Origin of the sequence: Plantactinospora solaniradicis, from assembly GCF_042658085.1 — a bacterium.
Lineage (GTDB): Bacteria > Actinomycetota > Actinomycetes > Mycobacteriales > Micromonosporaceae > Plantactinospora > Plantactinospora solaniradicis.
This window is the reverse complement of sequence record NZ_JBHSPR010000007.1, coordinates 404,070-418,919: the sequence shown is the minus strand read 5'-3', so window position 1 is coordinate 418,919 and position 14,850 is coordinate 404,070. Positions and strand designations below refer to the sequence as shown.

General features: G+C 70.4%; 14 protein-coding genes. 8 read left to right on the top strand and 6 right to left on the bottom strand.

From position 1 onward, the window contains the following. Window position 1: 1 nt before the first annotated feature. The gene (locus ACFP2T_RS07915) at window positions 2-1,375 is read right to left on the bottom strand and encodes a TrpB-like pyridoxal phosphate-dependent enzyme (protein ID WP_377419209.1); all 1,374 of its coding nucleotides are present in this window, start codon (window positions 1,373-1,375) and stop codon (window positions 2-4) included. 174 nt (window positions 1,376-1,549) lie between these two features. On the opposite strand from ACFP2T_RS07915, the gene ACFP2T_RS07910 reads away from it, so the two are divergent. Together ACFP2T_RS07910 and ACFP2T_RS07905 are read left to right on the top strand one after the other, a co-directional pair. Further along, complete coding sequence (locus ACFP2T_RS07910; protein WP_377419207.1) at window positions 1,550-2,686, top strand: MFS transporter; 1,137 nt, start codon at window positions 1,550-1,552, stop codon at window positions 2,684-2,686. A 191-nt stretch (window positions 2,687-2,877) separates the two neighbouring features. Further along, complete coding sequence (locus ACFP2T_RS07905; RefSeq protein ID WP_377419205.1) at window positions 2,878-4,638, top strand: substrate-binding domain-containing protein; 1,761 nt, start codon at window positions 2,878-2,880, stop codon at window positions 4,636-4,638. Between the two features lie 64 nt (window positions 4,639-4,702). Here the strand turns inward: ACFP2T_RS07905 and ACFP2T_RS07900 are convergent, their stop codons facing one another. Next, entirely contained in the window at window positions 4,703-6,004 is a 1,302-nt protein-coding gene (locus tag ACFP2T_RS07900) for an asparaginase (protein WP_377419203.1), read from the bottom strand. Between the two features lie 242 nt (window positions 6,005-6,246). Between ACFP2T_RS07900 and ACFP2T_RS07895 the strand changes: the two genes are divergently transcribed. From ACFP2T_RS07895 to ACFP2T_RS07875, 5 genes are all read left to right on the top strand, one after another. Beyond that, window positions 6,247-6,822 (top strand): RNA polymerase sigma factor, encoded by a 576-nt coding sequence (locus tag ACFP2T_RS07895; protein WP_377419201.1) that lies wholly within the window; start codon window positions 6,247-6,249, stop codon window positions 6,820-6,822. Next, entirely contained in the window at window positions 6,819-7,730 is a 912-nt protein-coding gene (locus tag ACFP2T_RS07890) for an anti-sigma factor family protein (protein ID WP_377419199.1), read from the top strand. The genes ACFP2T_RS07895 and ACFP2T_RS07890 overlap by 4 nt, the downstream gene beginning before the upstream one ends. 111 nt (window positions 7,731-7,841) lie before the next feature. Beyond that, complete coding sequence (locus ACFP2T_RS07885) at window positions 7,842-8,537, top strand: hypothetical protein (RefSeq protein WP_377419197.1); 696 nt, start codon at window positions 7,842-7,844, stop codon at window positions 8,535-8,537. Next, window positions 8,534-9,334, top strand: a complete 801-nt coding sequence (locus ACFP2T_RS07880) for an ABC transporter permease (RefSeq protein WP_377419196.1) — start codon at window positions 8,534-8,536, stop codon at window positions 9,332-9,334. The genes ACFP2T_RS07885 and ACFP2T_RS07880 overlap by 4 nt, the downstream gene beginning before the upstream one ends. Window positions 9,335-9,364: 30 nt before the next feature. Continuing rightward, a complete protein-coding gene (locus tag ACFP2T_RS07875; RefSeq protein WP_377419194.1) occupies window positions 9,365-10,261 on the top strand; it encodes an ABC transporter ATP-binding protein in 897 nt (298 codons plus the stop codon). Window positions 10,262-10,282: 21 nt separating this feature from the next. On the opposite strand, the gene sigJ is transcribed toward ACFP2T_RS07875, so the two are convergent. Both sigJ and ACFP2T_RS07865 read right to left on the bottom strand, forming a co-directional pair. Beyond that, complete coding sequence (gene sigJ / locus ACFP2T_RS07870; RefSeq protein WP_377419192.1) at window positions 10,283-11,218, bottom strand: RNA polymerase sigma factor SigJ; 936 nt, start codon at window positions 11,216-11,218, stop codon at window positions 10,283-10,285. Window positions 11,219-11,228: 10 nt separating this feature from the next. Continuing rightward, a complete protein-coding gene (locus ACFP2T_RS07865; RefSeq protein WP_377419937.1) occupies window positions 11,229-12,419 on the bottom strand; it encodes an NAD(P)/FAD-dependent oxidoreductase in 1,191 nt (396 codons plus the stop codon). A gap of 115 nt (window positions 12,420-12,534) precedes the next feature. On the opposite strand from ACFP2T_RS07865, the gene ACFP2T_RS07860 reads away from it, so the two are divergent. Next, entirely contained in the window at window positions 12,535-13,470 is a 936-nt protein-coding gene (locus ACFP2T_RS07860; RefSeq protein WP_377419191.1) for a hypothetical protein, read from the top strand. 31 nt (window positions 13,471-13,501) lie between these two features. Here ACFP2T_RS07860 and ACFP2T_RS07855 read toward each other — a convergent pair whose 3' ends face one another. Then, entirely contained in the window at window positions 13,502-13,720 is a 219-nt protein-coding gene (locus ACFP2T_RS07855) for an NUDIX hydrolase (RefSeq protein ID WP_465264257.1), read from the bottom strand. Window positions 13,721-13,853: 133 nt separating this feature from the next. After that, window positions 13,854-14,615, bottom strand: a complete 762-nt coding sequence (locus ACFP2T_RS07850) for a hypothetical protein (protein ID WP_377419188.1) — start codon at window positions 14,613-14,615, stop codon at window positions 13,854-13,856. Window positions 14,616-14,850 lie beyond the last annotated feature (235 nt).

Below are 14,850 nucleotides of genomic sequence, written 5' to 3'. Positions count from 1 at the left end.
GTCAGGGCCGGCCGTCGGGCACCGCCGGCAGCCCGGACACCGAGGTGGCGAGCTGGGCCTCGGACAGCTCGTGGTCGTCGAGGTCACCGGCGAGATACGCCCCGTATGCGGCGAGGTCCAGGTGCCCGTGTCCACACAGGGCGGTGAGGATGACCTTCTCCTCGCCGGTCTCGCGGCACCGGAGCGCCTCCTCCACGCAGGCGGCCAGCGCGTGGGTGGGCTCGGGCGCCGGCACGATCCCCTCGGTCCGGGCGAACCGCACGCCGGCCTCGAAGCACTCCCGCTGGCTCTTCGCGACCGCCTCGATCAGGCCCAGCTCGTAGATGTGCGAGATGAGCGGGGACATGCCGTGGTAGCGCAGCCCACCGGCGTGGATCGGATCGGGAATGAAGTCGTGTCCCAGGGTGTGCATCTTCATCAGCGGCGTCATCCCGGCGGTGTCGCCGAAGTCGTACGCGTAGACGCCCCGGGTCAGCGACGGGCAACTGGCCGGCTCGACGGCGCGGATCGTGACGTCCAGCCGACCGGCCAGCTTCTCCCGGAGGAACGGGAAAGCGAGCCCGCCGAAGTTGGAACCACCGCCGGTACAGCCGATGATCAGGTCAGGGGTCATCCCCACCTTGCCGAACTGCGCGATCGCCTCCTCGCCGATCACCGTCTGGTGCAGGAGTACGTGGTTGAGCACGCTGCCCAGTGCGTAGTTGGTGTCCGGGTTGCCGGCGGCCACCTCGACCGCCTCCGAGATCGCGATGCCCAGCGAGCCGGGCGAGTCGGGCTGCTCGGCCAGGACGGCACGACCGGCCCCGGTGAGTTCGGACGGCGAAGGGTGGATCACGCCACCGAAGGTCTCGATCATGATCTTGCGGTACGGCTTCTGGTCGTACGAGGCGCGTACCTGCCACACCTCACAGTCCAGGCCGTACTGGGAACAGGCGAAGGCCAGGGCGGTGCCCCACTGGCCGGCTCCGGTCTCGGTGGTCAGCCGGCGGATCCCGGCCCTGGCGTTGTAGTACGCCTGTGGCACCGCGGTGTTCGGCTTGTGCGACCCTGCCGGCGAACCACCCTCGTACTTGTAGAAGATCTTCGCGGGTGTGCCGAGCGCCTTCTCCAGCCGGTGGGCCCGGTGCAGCGGGGAGGGCCGCCACAGCCTGTAGACGTCCAGGACCTCCTCCGGAATGTCCACGTACCGCTCGGTGGTGACCTCCTGACGGATCAGGTCCATCGGGAACAGTGGCGTCAGATCGTCCGGTCCGATCGGCTGCAACGTGCCCGGATGTAGCACCGGCGGCGGTGGGGAGGGCAGATCGGCCATGATGTTGTACCAGCGCCGTGGCAGTTCCGCCTCGTCCAGCAGGATCTTGCTCGGTTCACCCATGACCTCGAATTAGACCTGATCGTCGACGACGAATCCATCGACCATTCTGCTGGCCCGCCGTGCCACAATGGCACACACTCCAAGGAGGGCTGATGGACGACTCGGACATTGTTCGTTCGTCATGACGTTCGACCACCGGTGAGGACCACGACCCGGCGAGCCGCCGTGTGGCCGATGGTCGCACTCTCCGGACTCTTCTTCGTCAACACCTTCCTCTCGGCCGCGCTCGCCCCGCGCTACGCGGAGATCGTGTCCTCGCTCGGGCTGTCCGCCGAGGGTCTCGGCCTGGCCCTGCTCGGACAGGCGGTCGGCCTCACCGCGATCATGCTCGTGGTGGCGCCCCGGCTCGCCGACCGATACGGTGCCCGCGCGGTCGCCCGGCTGGGAGCCCTGTCGTTGTGCGTCCTGACTCCGTTGATCGGTCTCGCGGGCTCGTGGACGGTGTTGCTCGGCGCGTTCGTCGCCACCGGAGGGGTCAACGCGTTCCTGGACCTGGGGATGGCCCGGTCGGCCACCGACGCCGAGAAGCGGACCGGCCGTACGCTGATCACCTTTCTGGACATCCCGGCCGCGGTGGGCTCGCTGCTCGGCGCGACCGCGGGCGCGGCGACGGCCGGACGGACCGGGATCGTCGAGTACGCCATCGCGGTCGGGATCGCCGGCTGCTTCATCGTCTTCGCGGTGTGGCGGTTCCTGCCCGCCCCGGCGCCCCGGCCCGCCGGCCTGCCCGAGCAGAGCCAGAAGATCCCAATCGTCGCCCTGTGCGTCCTGGCGGCAGCCGGTCTGGGGATGCAGCTCGCCGTGATGGACTGGGCGAGCCTCGTCTACCGCGAACTGGGTGCCGCGCCGACGATGTACGGCATCGGAAACGTGGCGTTCATCGCGGGCGCGACCGCCGTCCTGCTGGTCTGCGGCCCGCTGGCCGACCGGTTCGGTCCGCCCGCCGTGCTGCGGGTCGCGGCCGTGGCGGGCATCGTGGGAATGGTGGCCGCGACCCTGTCGACCTCGATAGTGGTCGTCACGGTTGGTCTTGCCCTCGCCGGTGCGGGGCTGATGCCCGCCCACCCGCTCGCGTTGAGCGCGGCGGGGCGCGGGTCCGTCAAGAACCAGGCGCGGGTGATCGGGGCCAGTTACCTCGGGATGGCCGTGATGCGGCCGGCTGTCGGCGGGTTGTCGACAGTCACCAGCGTCCAGGTGGCGCTGGGGCTGTCGACCATCGCCCTCGGCGTCGTCGTCCTGGTCCTGGCGCCGAGGGCGCGGAGAAAACCCGCCCTCATGGCCGAGGCCGGCCGAGTCGGGGAACGCAGGTGATCCCGCCGGCTCCGGGTAGGGGCGCCGGGTCGTCACCCTGTCCCGCCCGCACCGCGTCCCCTGTCGTCGTCGCTACTATGCGCCGCCGGCTGGCGACATAAGGTAGCGAAACTCTGCGAAAGCGCGCTTTTCTGGAGTTTCGGCCGGACCTGGCTGGCCACAACGGGGTTCGGGTGTCCAGTATTGAGCCCGTGTCTGGCCGCCATCGCATACGTAGACGTTTCCGTGGGGCAGGCGCCACCGCCGTTGCGGTGGCGGTTGTTGCCGTCGTGTCCGGGGTTTCCCTCGGCTACCAGCAATTGGCTGGGGCAGGCTGCACGAGTCAGGCGAAACTCACGGTCGCCGCGGCCCCGGAGATCGTCCCTGCCGTGCAATCCGCCGCCGCGTCCGGCGTAGAACAGGGCGGAACGCTCGGCGGTGTCTGCGTGACGGTCTCCGTCACCGCGGTCGACCCGGCGGACGTGGCGGCCGCGCTCGCCACCGCGCACGGGGTGGGCCTCGCCGGGGTGGGGCAGGGCAACGGCACCACTGTCGTCCCGGACGTATGGGTGCCGGACTCCTCGACCTGGCTGCTGCGGCTGCGTACCGCCGCACCCGGATTCGTATCGACCGACGGCGCCTCGATCGCCCGCAGTCCCGTCGTGGTGGCCATGCCCGAGCCGGTCGCCTCCGGCCTCGGCTGGCCCAACAGCACGCTCACCTGGGCCGACCTCCTGGAGAAGATCACCACGGGCACCGGACTGCGCACCGGCATCGTCGAACCCACCCGGGACGCGGCCGGCCTGTCCGGGCTCATGGCGCTCGGCGCGGCGGCGGGTACGGCTGGCGCGAACGCCCAGGAGGCGACGACCGCGACGTTACGTGCGGTGGCGACCGGCCGCTCGGCGCTCCGAAACGATCTGCTGGCCCAGTTCCCCCGGTCGAGCGACGTCGGGGCGATCAGCTCCGGGTTGCGGCTGGCGATGCTGTCGGAGGAGGACGTGATCGCCTACAACGCGGCCAAGCCACCGGTCCCGCTTGCCGCGCTGTACCTCGATCCGGCGCCGACACCACTGGACTACCCGTTCGCGGTCATGTCCGGAACCGATCCGGCCAAGGTCGCCGCCGCCGACGGGCTGCATCAGGCGCTGAGCACGGACCGCTTCCGCGACAAGCTCGCCGCGCAGGGACTGCGCGCCTCCGACGGCACCTGGGGCACCGGTTTCTCCGCGCCGACCGGCGCACCGAGCCCGGCCGGCGGGTCGCCATCGGCGTCGCCGAGAGCGGGCGGCGCGGCGCCGACCAGGGCCGACCCGGCCGTGGTCGACCGGGCCCTGTCCACGTGGTCGGCAATCACGGCGCCGGGCCGGATGCTCGCCGCGATCAACGTCTCCGGCACCATGCGGGGCCGGGTGCCCACCGCCGGCAACGCGACCCGGATGCAGGTCACCCTCCAAGCGGCCCAACGCGGCCTGGGACTGTTCAACGACGACTGGGCCGTCGGCCTGTGGGTCTTCTCCACCCGACTCGACGGGGCCAAGGACTACCGGCAACTCGTGCCCATCGGAGCGCTGTCGAGCCAACGGAGCCAGCTGGTGGGCGCGTTGGCGGAGATCAAGCCCGAGCAGAACCGCGACACCGGCCTCTACGACACCATTCTCGCCGCGTACAAGCAGGTGCAGGACGGCTGGCAGGCGGGCCGGGTCAACTCCGTCGTCATCCTCACCGACGGCATCGGCAACGACGACCCCAACGGTCTCTCCCTGGAGAGCCTGATCAGCAAGCTCAACGCGCTCAGGGACGACGCGCAGCCGATCCAGCTCATCATTTTGGGGATCGGTGACGCGGTCAACCGGGAACCGCTCGACCAGATCACCAGGACCACCGGTGGCGGTGTCCTCATCGCCGAGGACCCCGCAAGGATCGGTGACATCTTCCTCAGGGCGATCGCGCTCCGTCCGGCGCCACGCTGAACCGGCGCGGTGGATCGGCGGGTGCCGGAAACCCGAAGGCTTCCGGCACCACGCCTGCGGCCGGTCAGTCGCGCGGGTTGCCCTTGGGTACGGTGTTCCACTCGGGGTTGCCGAGCGTGGTCACCCAGTCCCGCACCTTCGGTACGTCGTTCGGTGCGAAGGCGAGGCTGAGCATGAGCAGCAGCCGTGCCTTCTGCGGCAGCAGGTCCTCCCCGGCGATGATCGGCGAGGTGGTGCTGCCGCCGTAGACCGAGCCGGAGCCGGTCCGCGTCGTGCTGACGAAGGCGACGCCCTTCGCGGCGGCGGCGGTCCGGGCGGTGCTCTGCGCCGAGGAGAGGCCGCCGGCTCCGGTGCCCGCCGTGACGATCCCCTTGACGCCGGCGTCGGCGAACGCCGTGATCGCCTCGCCGCCGGCCTGCTGGTAGCCGTAGACGATCTCGACCCGGGGCACCGCGGCCGGCGCGATCTTCGACAGGTTGAACGGGGTCATCCAGCGCTGTTTCGCGTCGCAGTTGTCGACCCGGGCCGGCGCCCGGCCGACCTTGATGTTGGGTCCGTCGATCCAACCCAGTACGCCCAGTTCGCGGGTCTGGAACGTGTCCATCCGGTAGGAACTGGTCTTGGTCACGTCCCGGGCGGCGTGGAACTCGTCGCCGAGCAGCAGCACCGTGCCGTAGCAGTAGGTGGACTGGCTGGCCGCCAGCACGATCGAGTTGTAGAGGTTGGCCGGGCCGTCGGTGCCTATCACCTGCGGTCCGTCCGGGGTCACCGCCGCCCAGGGCCGCATCGCGCCGGTCATCACCACCGGCTTGCGGTTCTGCACGGTCAGGTCGAGCCAGTACGCGAACTCCTCCATCGTGTCGGTACCGCTGGTCACCACGACCCCGTCGGAGGTCTTCAGCGCCGTCTCGACCGCCAGGGTGAGCGCGTGGAACTCGGCGATCGTGTAGCCGCCGGAGCCCTTGTTGCCGAACTGCACGGTGGAGACGTCCGCGACCTGCCCGATCTCGGGTTGCAGCCGGGCGACCATGTCCCCGATCGCGATCCGGCCGGACTGGTAGTCGGTGAAGCTGCTCCGCGAGGTGGCGACGCCGGAGATCGTGCCACCGGTGCCGATCACCGTGACCTTGGGCTTCCTGGCCTTAGCCGCCGCCACCGCCTGGGTGTACGCGACGCTGCGGATCTCGGTCGGTCCGGTGACCGCCGACACCGCGCCGGTGATCGGTGGCAGGGCCAGCGCCGCCGGCTCCGGGGAGCGCTGGACGAGCGTGACGACGGTGGCGGTGAGCGCCGCGGTGAGCACCGGAACGAGTACGGCGGTCAGCCGCCGGGGCGTGGGTCTGAGTCGGGCTTTCAGGCTGGACATTGCGACCTCCAGATGAGGATCGGGGGTACCGGGCATCGTCCGAGTCGGGGTTTTCCTGGTCGTTACATGATCATTTCCCGCAGTCGCATTCCGGAACGTGTCCGAACCACTACCGGTCAGTCGATCCGCTAGGAGGAGCTTTGTCTACTTCGTCCCGCCGTCGGCGGTACCACACTGTGACCAGCCGCACATCTTGCCCCGGATGCTGAACCTCGACCGGTCGACGGGATACCCAGGACGGGATGGACGACGTCGACCGGTCTTTGCTGCACCGGGTGGCCGATGGTGACCAGCGAGCCTTCGAGGAGCTGTACGCCAGACACGGCCAGCCGTTGCTGGCGTACGCCCTGGGTCTGCTCGCGGACCGGGGGCGGGCCGAGGAGGCGTTGCAGGACACCTTCCTGGCCCTCTGGCGGGGCGCCGACTCATTCGAGGCCCGGTCCACGGTGCGTACCTGGCTGTTCGGCATCTGCCGGCGGCAGGCGCTGGGCCGGATCCCGGGCCACCGTCCGGCACCGTTGCCGGTGGAAGCCGCCGCCGAGGTCCCGACCGGCGAGCCGGGACCGGAAGCGGTGGCGCTGGCCCGGGCCGACGCCCGAGCGGTCGCCACTGCCCTGGCCGGACTGGCTCCCGCCCATCGGGAGGTACTCGACCTGGCCTTCGGCGCCGGGCTGGCGCACTCCGAGATCGCCGAAGTTCTCGACATCCCGGTCGGAACCGTGAAGAGCCGGCTGTTCCACGCCCGCGCCGTTCTCGCCCGGGCACTGCCGGTCGACTCCACCATGGCCAGGGTTTCCGGAAGGGAGGCAGCGCGATGACGCACCCGGGAGAGCAACTGGCGGCCTTCGTCGCCGGGACGTTGCCGGACGAGCGGGCCGGGCAGGTCGCCCGGCACCTCGCGGAATGCCCCGGCTGCGCCGAGGAGGCGACGGCGTGGCGACGGATCGCGGGAGCCGTCGGCGAACGGGCGGCGGCGGTCGCCGTACCCCCGGCCGGACTGTTCGACGCGGTGCTCTCCCGGCTGTCGGAACGGCGTCGGACCACGTCCGTACCCCGGTATCGGGCTGTGCTCGGCACCGCCGCCCCGGCCCGGGCGGTGCGGATCCTGGCTCACCAGCGACGACTGATCGACCGCCGCATCTGGCCGGTCGCCGGGTTGGTGCTCGGGCTCGGGACGGGCCTCGCGGCGTGGGCTCCGCCGGGATCGTCCGGCTCGGTCCTGGCCATCGTGATGCCGCTGGTCGCGGCGTTGGGACTGGCCACCGCGTGCGGCAGCGGCCAGGACCCGGCGGTCGAACTGGTCGCGGCCAGCCCCACCGGAGTACGCGCGGTGCTGCTCGCCCGGCTCACCCTCGTGCTCGGGGCGATCCTCGCCGCCGCCTCGGTCGCCTCGCTCGGCCTCGCCTGGTTCGACGCCGGTGGGCCACTCGGGTTGTTCGCGGCCTGGCTCGGGCCGATGGCCCTGCTCTCGGCCATCAGCTTCGCGCTGTCCGTGCTGTGGCGACCGGCGATCGGCATCGGGGTCGCGATGACACTCTGGGCACTGCGGATGCTGGCCGGCGCTGGCTCCGGCTCCGGCTCCGTCGACGGGGCGGTGGACCGGCTGGTCGAGTTCCTGTGGCAGACCAGCGGGCCGATGCTCCTGGTCGCGGCGCTGCTGGTGGCCGGCACGATCGCGGTGGTGCCGTACCTGCCCACCGCTCCGGTCCGGGCGTACGGACGATGAGCCGGCGGGGACGGCGGCCGAGAAACTGTGGCCCGGCTCACTCGTCGAACCGGTGAACCCCGGCCGTGGTCCGTCCCACCCAGATACGTGAAAGCTCAACTCCTGCGACCGATGCCGGCGCACCGCATCCCGATCTGGCGGTACGAGTCGCGCCGGGCCGGCTGGGCGGCCGGCGCGGCACCCCCGGCGGCGCTGCTCGTCACCGCCGTGATGGCGCTGCTCGCCCGTTCCGGCGGAGCGGGGCACGACCAGGTCGGTCAACTCCTGCTCACCGGCCTGGAGGCGATCCTGCCGCTGACGGTCGGCATGGCGGCGGTGACCATCGTGGCCCGGGACGGCTGCCGTGAACTGCAACTCTCGCTGCCCACCCGGTACGCCAGCACGCTCGGCCGCCGGCTCGGGGTGCTGGGGCTGGTCGGTGCGGCGTGCGCGGTCACCTTCTCGGCCGGACTCTGGCTGTTCGGCTGGTGGACCGGGCCGGGCATCCTGGCCTCGCCGCTGGTCTGGGCCCCGCCGATGCTCTGGCTGACCGGCCTGACGGTGCTGCTCGGCATACTCGGCCGCAGCGTCGTACTGGCCACCAGCGTGGTCTCCGCGCTGTGGCTGGGCGAGCAGATGTTCGCGGGGCCGTTCACGACCCTGGACTTGACCCGGCCGTTCTACCTGTTCACCACCAGCCGGCTGGGAGCCGGGGAGGACTGGCTGACGAACCGGCTGGCGCTGGTCGGCTCCGGCCTGCTGTTCGTCGCGGTCGTCGTACTGCTGCTGCGTCGGCCCCATCTGCTGTTGACCGAGGAAGAGGAGTGAACGGCGTGTCGGAACTGCTCGCGGTCGGCCGGTACGAGTTCCGGATGCAGGCCCGTAAGCGCTCGCTGTGGGTGGCGATGCTGCTCCTGGCCGCAGTGATCGCGTTGACCCAGGGCGACCGTGGTCCCCGCTACACCCAGGCCGGCGCCCCGGCGGGCGAGGTGATGGCGGGTTGGGCGCTGCTCTTCGGGATCGTCGTCCCGATCGGATTCGGGATGGTGCTGGCGGACCGACTGGTCCGGGACCGCCGGCTGGGCACCGCCGCGCTGCTGGAGAGCCTGCCCGTCGGGCCGAGGGTGCTGCTGGCCGGCAAGTACCTCGGCGGCCTCGCCGCCACCGCGCTGCCCGCGCTGCTGGTGATGCTCGTCGCCGGTGGCTACGAGAGCCTGCACCGGGGTGACCCGCTGATGCTCGGCTGGGCGGTACTGGCGTTCGGGCTGATCATGCTGCCCGGCCTGGCCTTCGTGGCCGGGTTCGCCCTGGTGAGTCCGCTGGTGATCTCCGCACCGCTGTTCCGGGTGCTGTTCGTCGGCTACTGGTTCTGGGGCAACATGCTCCCTCCGGCGTTCCTGCCGTCGCTGAGCGGAACTCTGCTGTCGCCGATCGGGGACTACCCGGTGACCTGGCTGACGGGAGAGACCGCGCTGTACGCGGGCGTACCCGGATGGCTGTCCTTCCTCCGCCCCGAACCCAACGGCGTCAGCGTGCTGCTCAGCGTCGTACTCCTCGTCCTGGTCGGCCTGATGCCGCTGGTCCTCGCCGGCACCGTGTTCTCCCGCCAACGCCGTACGGCCTGATCTTTCTTCTCCGAAGGGTTCTGCTTCGACATGGACATCCAGACCACCGGCCTGAGCCGGCGCTTCGGCAAGGTCACCGCGCTGCACTCGGTCGACCTGTCCGTTCCCGGCGGCATGTACGGGCTGCTCGGCGCGAACGGTGCCGGCAAGACCACCCTGATGCGGATCCTGGCCGGCGTGCTGCCGCCCGGCGGGGGAGAGGTCCGGGTCGGCGGCCACGACCTGACCACCGGCGCCGGCCGGACCGCCGTCCAGCGCCGGCTCGGCTACCTACCGCAGGACCTCGGCCTGTATCCCGACCTGACCCCGCGCGAGTTCCTGGACTACGTCGGCCTGCTCAAGGGCCTGGACGACACCCGGGCCCGGCGCCAACAGGTCGACGAGTTGCTGGAACTGGTCGCGCTCTCCGACGTGGCCGGGCGCCGGATGAAGGGCTTCTCCGGCGGCATGCGGCGACGGGTCGGCATCGCCCAGGCACTGCTCGGCGATCCCGCCCTGATCGTGGTGGACGAGCCGACGGCCGGGCTCGACCCCGAGGAGCGGGTACGGTTCCGGACCCTGCTGGCCGGGCTGGCCGGGCACCGTACCGTGCTGCTGAGTACGCACATCGTCGAGGACGTGGCGCAGACCTGCCAGCACGCCGCCGTGATGGCGTCCGGTCGGGTGGTCTACACGGGCACGGTGCCCGATCTGGTCCGGGTGGGTGAGGGGGCCACCTGGGAGGTGGTCACCGGTACCGGCTCGCCGCCGCCGGCCGGGGTCGTGGTTTCGGCGATCAGCCGGACCGACGGTACCCATTACCGGGTGATCAGCTCGACCCGGCCGAGTGCGGACGCGATCCCGGCCGCACCGTCGCTTGAGGACGGTTACGTCGCGCTGATGCAGAGGTCGGCCGTGCCGGCAGGGCCGGCAACAGCCACCAGTTAGAGCCGCCTCCGGTGCATCCGGTCACCACGATTCGATGAGCGGGGCACCGTGCTCGCGCCGCCGCCATTCCTCGGTGAGGCGGCCGAGCCGGTCCGGGTTGGCCATGCCGCGCACGACCGCGACCTTGCCGTCGCGGACGTCCAGGACCACCACGCCCACGACCCGATCGTCGAACGCGGCGACTATCGCGGGCGAGCCGTTGATCACGCCGGCATGCATCGCAGGGGAGCCACCGGCCAGCTTCCGCTTGGCCGGAGTCGGCCTGAAGGCGGCTTGCATGGCGGTGGCGATCCGCTCGGGGGCCGAGTACCGCAGCAGTTTCCTGGCCTGCCCGGCGCCGTCGGAGATCCCGGTCGCGTCGTCGGTGAGCAACGCGATCAGCCGTTCGGTGCGGCCCGAGGAGGCGGCGTCGACGAACGCCTCGACGATTCGGCGAGCGGAGGCGGGGTCGACTTCACTGACCGTACGCTCGGCGGCGATGCGGCGCCGGGCCCGGTGGGCGTGCTGCTGGCTCGCGGACTCGGTGATGTCGAGGATCTCGGCGATCTCGGCGTGGCTGTAGGAGAAGGCCTCGCGCAGGACGTAGACGGCCCGCTCGACCGGCGTGAGGCGTTCCATGAGCGTCAGCACCGCCAGGGTCACCGATTCGCGCTGCTCGACGGTGTCGGCCGGGCCCAGCATCGGGTCGCCGTCGAGCAGCGGTTCGGGCAGCCAGTCGCCGACCGCGCGTTCGCGTCGCATCCTCGCCGAACGGAGCCGGTCGAGGGACAGGTTGGTGACCACCTTGGTCAGCCACGCCTCGGGGACCTCGATGTGTTCCCGGTCTGCGGCGTGCCAGCGCAGGAACGTGTCCTGCACCGCGTCCTCGGCGTCGGCGGCCGAGCCGAGCAGGCGGTACGCGAGCGAGGCCAACCGGTCCCGGTTGGCCTCGAAACGCGCCACGGTGGCGGTATCCATGCTGGTCACCCTAGTGAGCGACCGCCTCGGCCATGCGGTAGCGCGCGGTGGTCAAGCGGTGCCTGCGGGTCGGCAGTCCGTAGGTCGGGTACCGCACGGCCCATACGCTGCCTCTGAGCACGGCCGCCTTGGCATGCGCGGCCGGACGACCGCGCAGGGACCAGGACTTCGATCGCGCGTCGCCGCCGACCAGTTGGAAGATCGCGTCCTTCCCTCCGAGGCTGATGCAGTTGCCGAGGTACGCGAGCGAGGTCTTCGAGATCCTGTGACCGGTGAGGTCGCCGATGATCGCGGCCGTCGCCTGCATCCTGGTGAATCCCGCCGAGGCGCAGGACATCGGCAGCGGCCGACCGTTCTCGCCGATGATGTAGGCGCTGTCACCGGCGGCGTAGACCTCCGGATGCGAGACGGACCGCATCATCCGGTCGACGATGACCCGGCCGTCGTCTTCGACGTCGAGTCCGCTCGCGGCGGCGACGGGGTGCACGGCGAAGCCGGCCGCCCACACGGTCGCGCCGGAGGCGAAGGCGGTGCCGTCGGCGGCGACGGCGCCGGTCTCCTCGACCCGCTCGATGGTGGTGTGCTGGTGGACGGCGATGCCGAACCGGTCGAAGGCGCGCAGCAGGTGACGGCGGCTCTTCGGGCTCAGCCAACCGCCCAGCTCGTCGCTGGTGGCGAGGGTGACCCGGAGCCCGGGCCGGGATTCGGCGATCTCGGTGGCGGCCTCGATCGCGGTCAGGTTGCCGCCGACGACCAGCACCGTCCCGTCCTCGCCCAACTCGTCCAGGCGCCGGCGCAGGCGCAGCGCGGCCGGCCGTCCGGCGACGTGGAAGGCGTGTTCGTGCACGCCCGGAACGCCGTGGTCGCCGACGGTGCTGCCGAGCGTGTAGAGGAGGGTGTCGTACTCGATCCGGTCCGTGCCACCGTCGTCGGTCACGGTGACCGTCCGCCGCTCGGCGTCGACGGCGGTGACGCGCGCCAGTCGCAGCCGGATGCCCGTGCCCGCGAACATCTCCGCCAACCCATGGCGGGGCAGGTCCTGACCGGCGGCGAGCTGGTGCAGCCGGATCCGCTCGACGAAGTCGGGTTCGGCGTTGACGACGGTGATCTCGAAGTCGTCGGGGTGCAGGTGGCGGGCGAGGTATCCGGCCGCGGAGGCTCCGGCGTATCCGGCCCCGAGGACGGTGATGCGGTGCCGCATGTTCTTGCTGCCGTCTGTTCGCATGCCCTCTGAACGGGACAGCACCGGGATTCCTGACAGGGCTCGACTATGGCGTGGGTCACCATGACCTGAGCGGCTGTGCCATCCTCGGGAGATGGCGGATCTCCGTACCGGTGAGGTCCGCGGCGATCTGTCCCTGTCACCGGTGATCCTGCACGCCACCGCATCCGGGGGCGTCTCGGCTGCGGCGGTGTTCGGCGCCGGGCTGTACCTGACCGACCGGGACTGGGGTTCGTCGATCGGTCCGCTTCTTGTCTCCTTCGCCGTGGCCCTCTGCGCCATGGTTGTCATCGCCGTGCTGTCGACGGTGGCGCGATGGAGGTTCGGCCTGGGGCGCGGCGGCTCCGGCGGCCATTGGGTGCATGCGATCGTGCCGATCTTTCTGACGATCCTCGTCCCGCTCGGGGTGGCGTACGGAGGGCCGGTACGCGACCGCTGGGAGACCAGCGCGTGGTGGGCGGTTGCGGCACTCTGCGTACACCTCGGTCTGGCTCTGGCAAGCGCACGACGGTTGTCTGGCCTGGTCAGGGTGGGCGCGGTGGTCGGCCTGGCCGCGTTGCTGGCGGCGGTTGTCGGCGTCGAGCGGATCAGCCAATTCCGGTGGCGGATCAACGACTTCCGTGCTCTCGGTGTGCCGCTGGTCGTCCCGGAGATCCCCGGCTTCCAACTGGTGCAGGCGTACCCCGGCCGACCAGGCATCCGGGAGCTCTTCCTCCTGCTCTCCGACCGTCCGGACCGGCCGTACGAGGGTCGCCACGTCTACGGCATCGTCCATCGGTCGCGGCCCGCTGATCTGCCCGACCCAGGAATCTGTTGGTATCGCTCCGAGGACAGGTTCGTGTCCGAGGACACCCGCGTGACCCTGTGCCTGGCGGAGGACAGGTTTGCGCTGACCATGTGGTCGGGTTCGACGACCGGGAGCCTGACACCGTTGCTCCAGCAGATCACGCATCGACCGGTGTCGGCGCGGCAACTCGCCCGGTTGCCGGGAACCGGCTCCGGGGGCACCGGCCCGTGGGCGCCGGACTAGGCGGTACCGGACTGGGCATTCGTCCTGACTGTCATCTGTCGGGATTCGGCTCCGTTGTCGTATGCAGGTAGCGCGATCGTCCATCACGGATGGCAGCGATCGCCTGATCAAGTCGATTCCAGACGTACGGCCTGAGCATCGTCGCCGCCTCCTCCGAGGAGCAGAATCGGAAGGCGTGGATCTCTTGATCGAGAATCCTCAACGAGGCGACCTGCCCGTCACCGAGGACTCCGCCGTCGAACACGAACATGAGACTGTCATCCCACGGACCGTGGGGCGCGACCCAGTCGACCACCAACAAGGTCCCCGCCGTGAGGTCGAGCCCCAGTTCCTCACGTAGCTGTCTGATGGCGTTCGATCAGAACCATGATGGAAGGCGCCCACTATGGCTCGATCTGACGTTGTCGGATATGGGCCGTGGCGAGGTTTCCGAGAACAATAGCGCGAGACTTCTCGCGCTCACGCAAAGCGAAAGACGTGGCTTCGAGAATGACCTGAGCCATCCGTGGTTCCCCGAGCGCGAGGTAACAGGAACCTGCCATCCTGTTGAACTGCTCGGCCGCCACCAGTTCGCGGGCGGGGTCGGCAGTCTCCATCCTTTCGAGTCGATCTTCTGCCTGGGTGAGCGCGTGCTCGCATGCAGAGCGCTCGCCCATCATGGCATTGGCTTCACCGACGTGCAGCATGGCCAGGCCGGCCAGGGCGTAGCTACCGACGTCGCTCGCCAGTTGAGCGGCGTGCGCGGCATGAGTCAGGCCACGCTTCGGGTCGCCGTCAGCGTAGAGCGCGACGAAGCCGGCCCGAAGCCGCGCGTGCGCCTCATGAAGGACATCGCCGTTCTGTTTCGCGATAGTGACTGCCTGGTCGTAGTACTTCATCGCCGTCCGGCGGTCCCGACGCTGCGATGCATCCCAGACGAGTTGTCCCATCAGCGTCGCTGACGTCGCCTGTACGGTGCCCAATGCTCGCCGTACCCCGCCCGTGGAGACATAGGAATGAAGGAAAGTGACTTCGCCGTGCAGTCGCCCCACATCAGGTAGCAGTGATGTGGATGGTGTGGTGTCGTAGGTATCGGCGAGCGTGTCAAGTTCCTGGCGAAGGTAGGCGACGGCCGCGAGATTCGCCGTCCGTGGATTCTTCAACACGTACGCGAGACGATCACGCCGTCGTGTGTGGCCTCCTCGACGTCCTCAAGCAGTTGGGTGAGTTGCTCCAGGGACACCTGAAGTGCGTCGGCGAGACCCGCCGTATCCACGGCTGAGGCTCGCACGCTGTGTCGCCGCACTTCTGATCGAGACGCTGTTCGTACGGCCCGGGGCGGGTGCTGTGGCCAACGGCTTCCGCGCAGTACGGCGTGGTGGCTGCCCCCGCTCGTCCCGG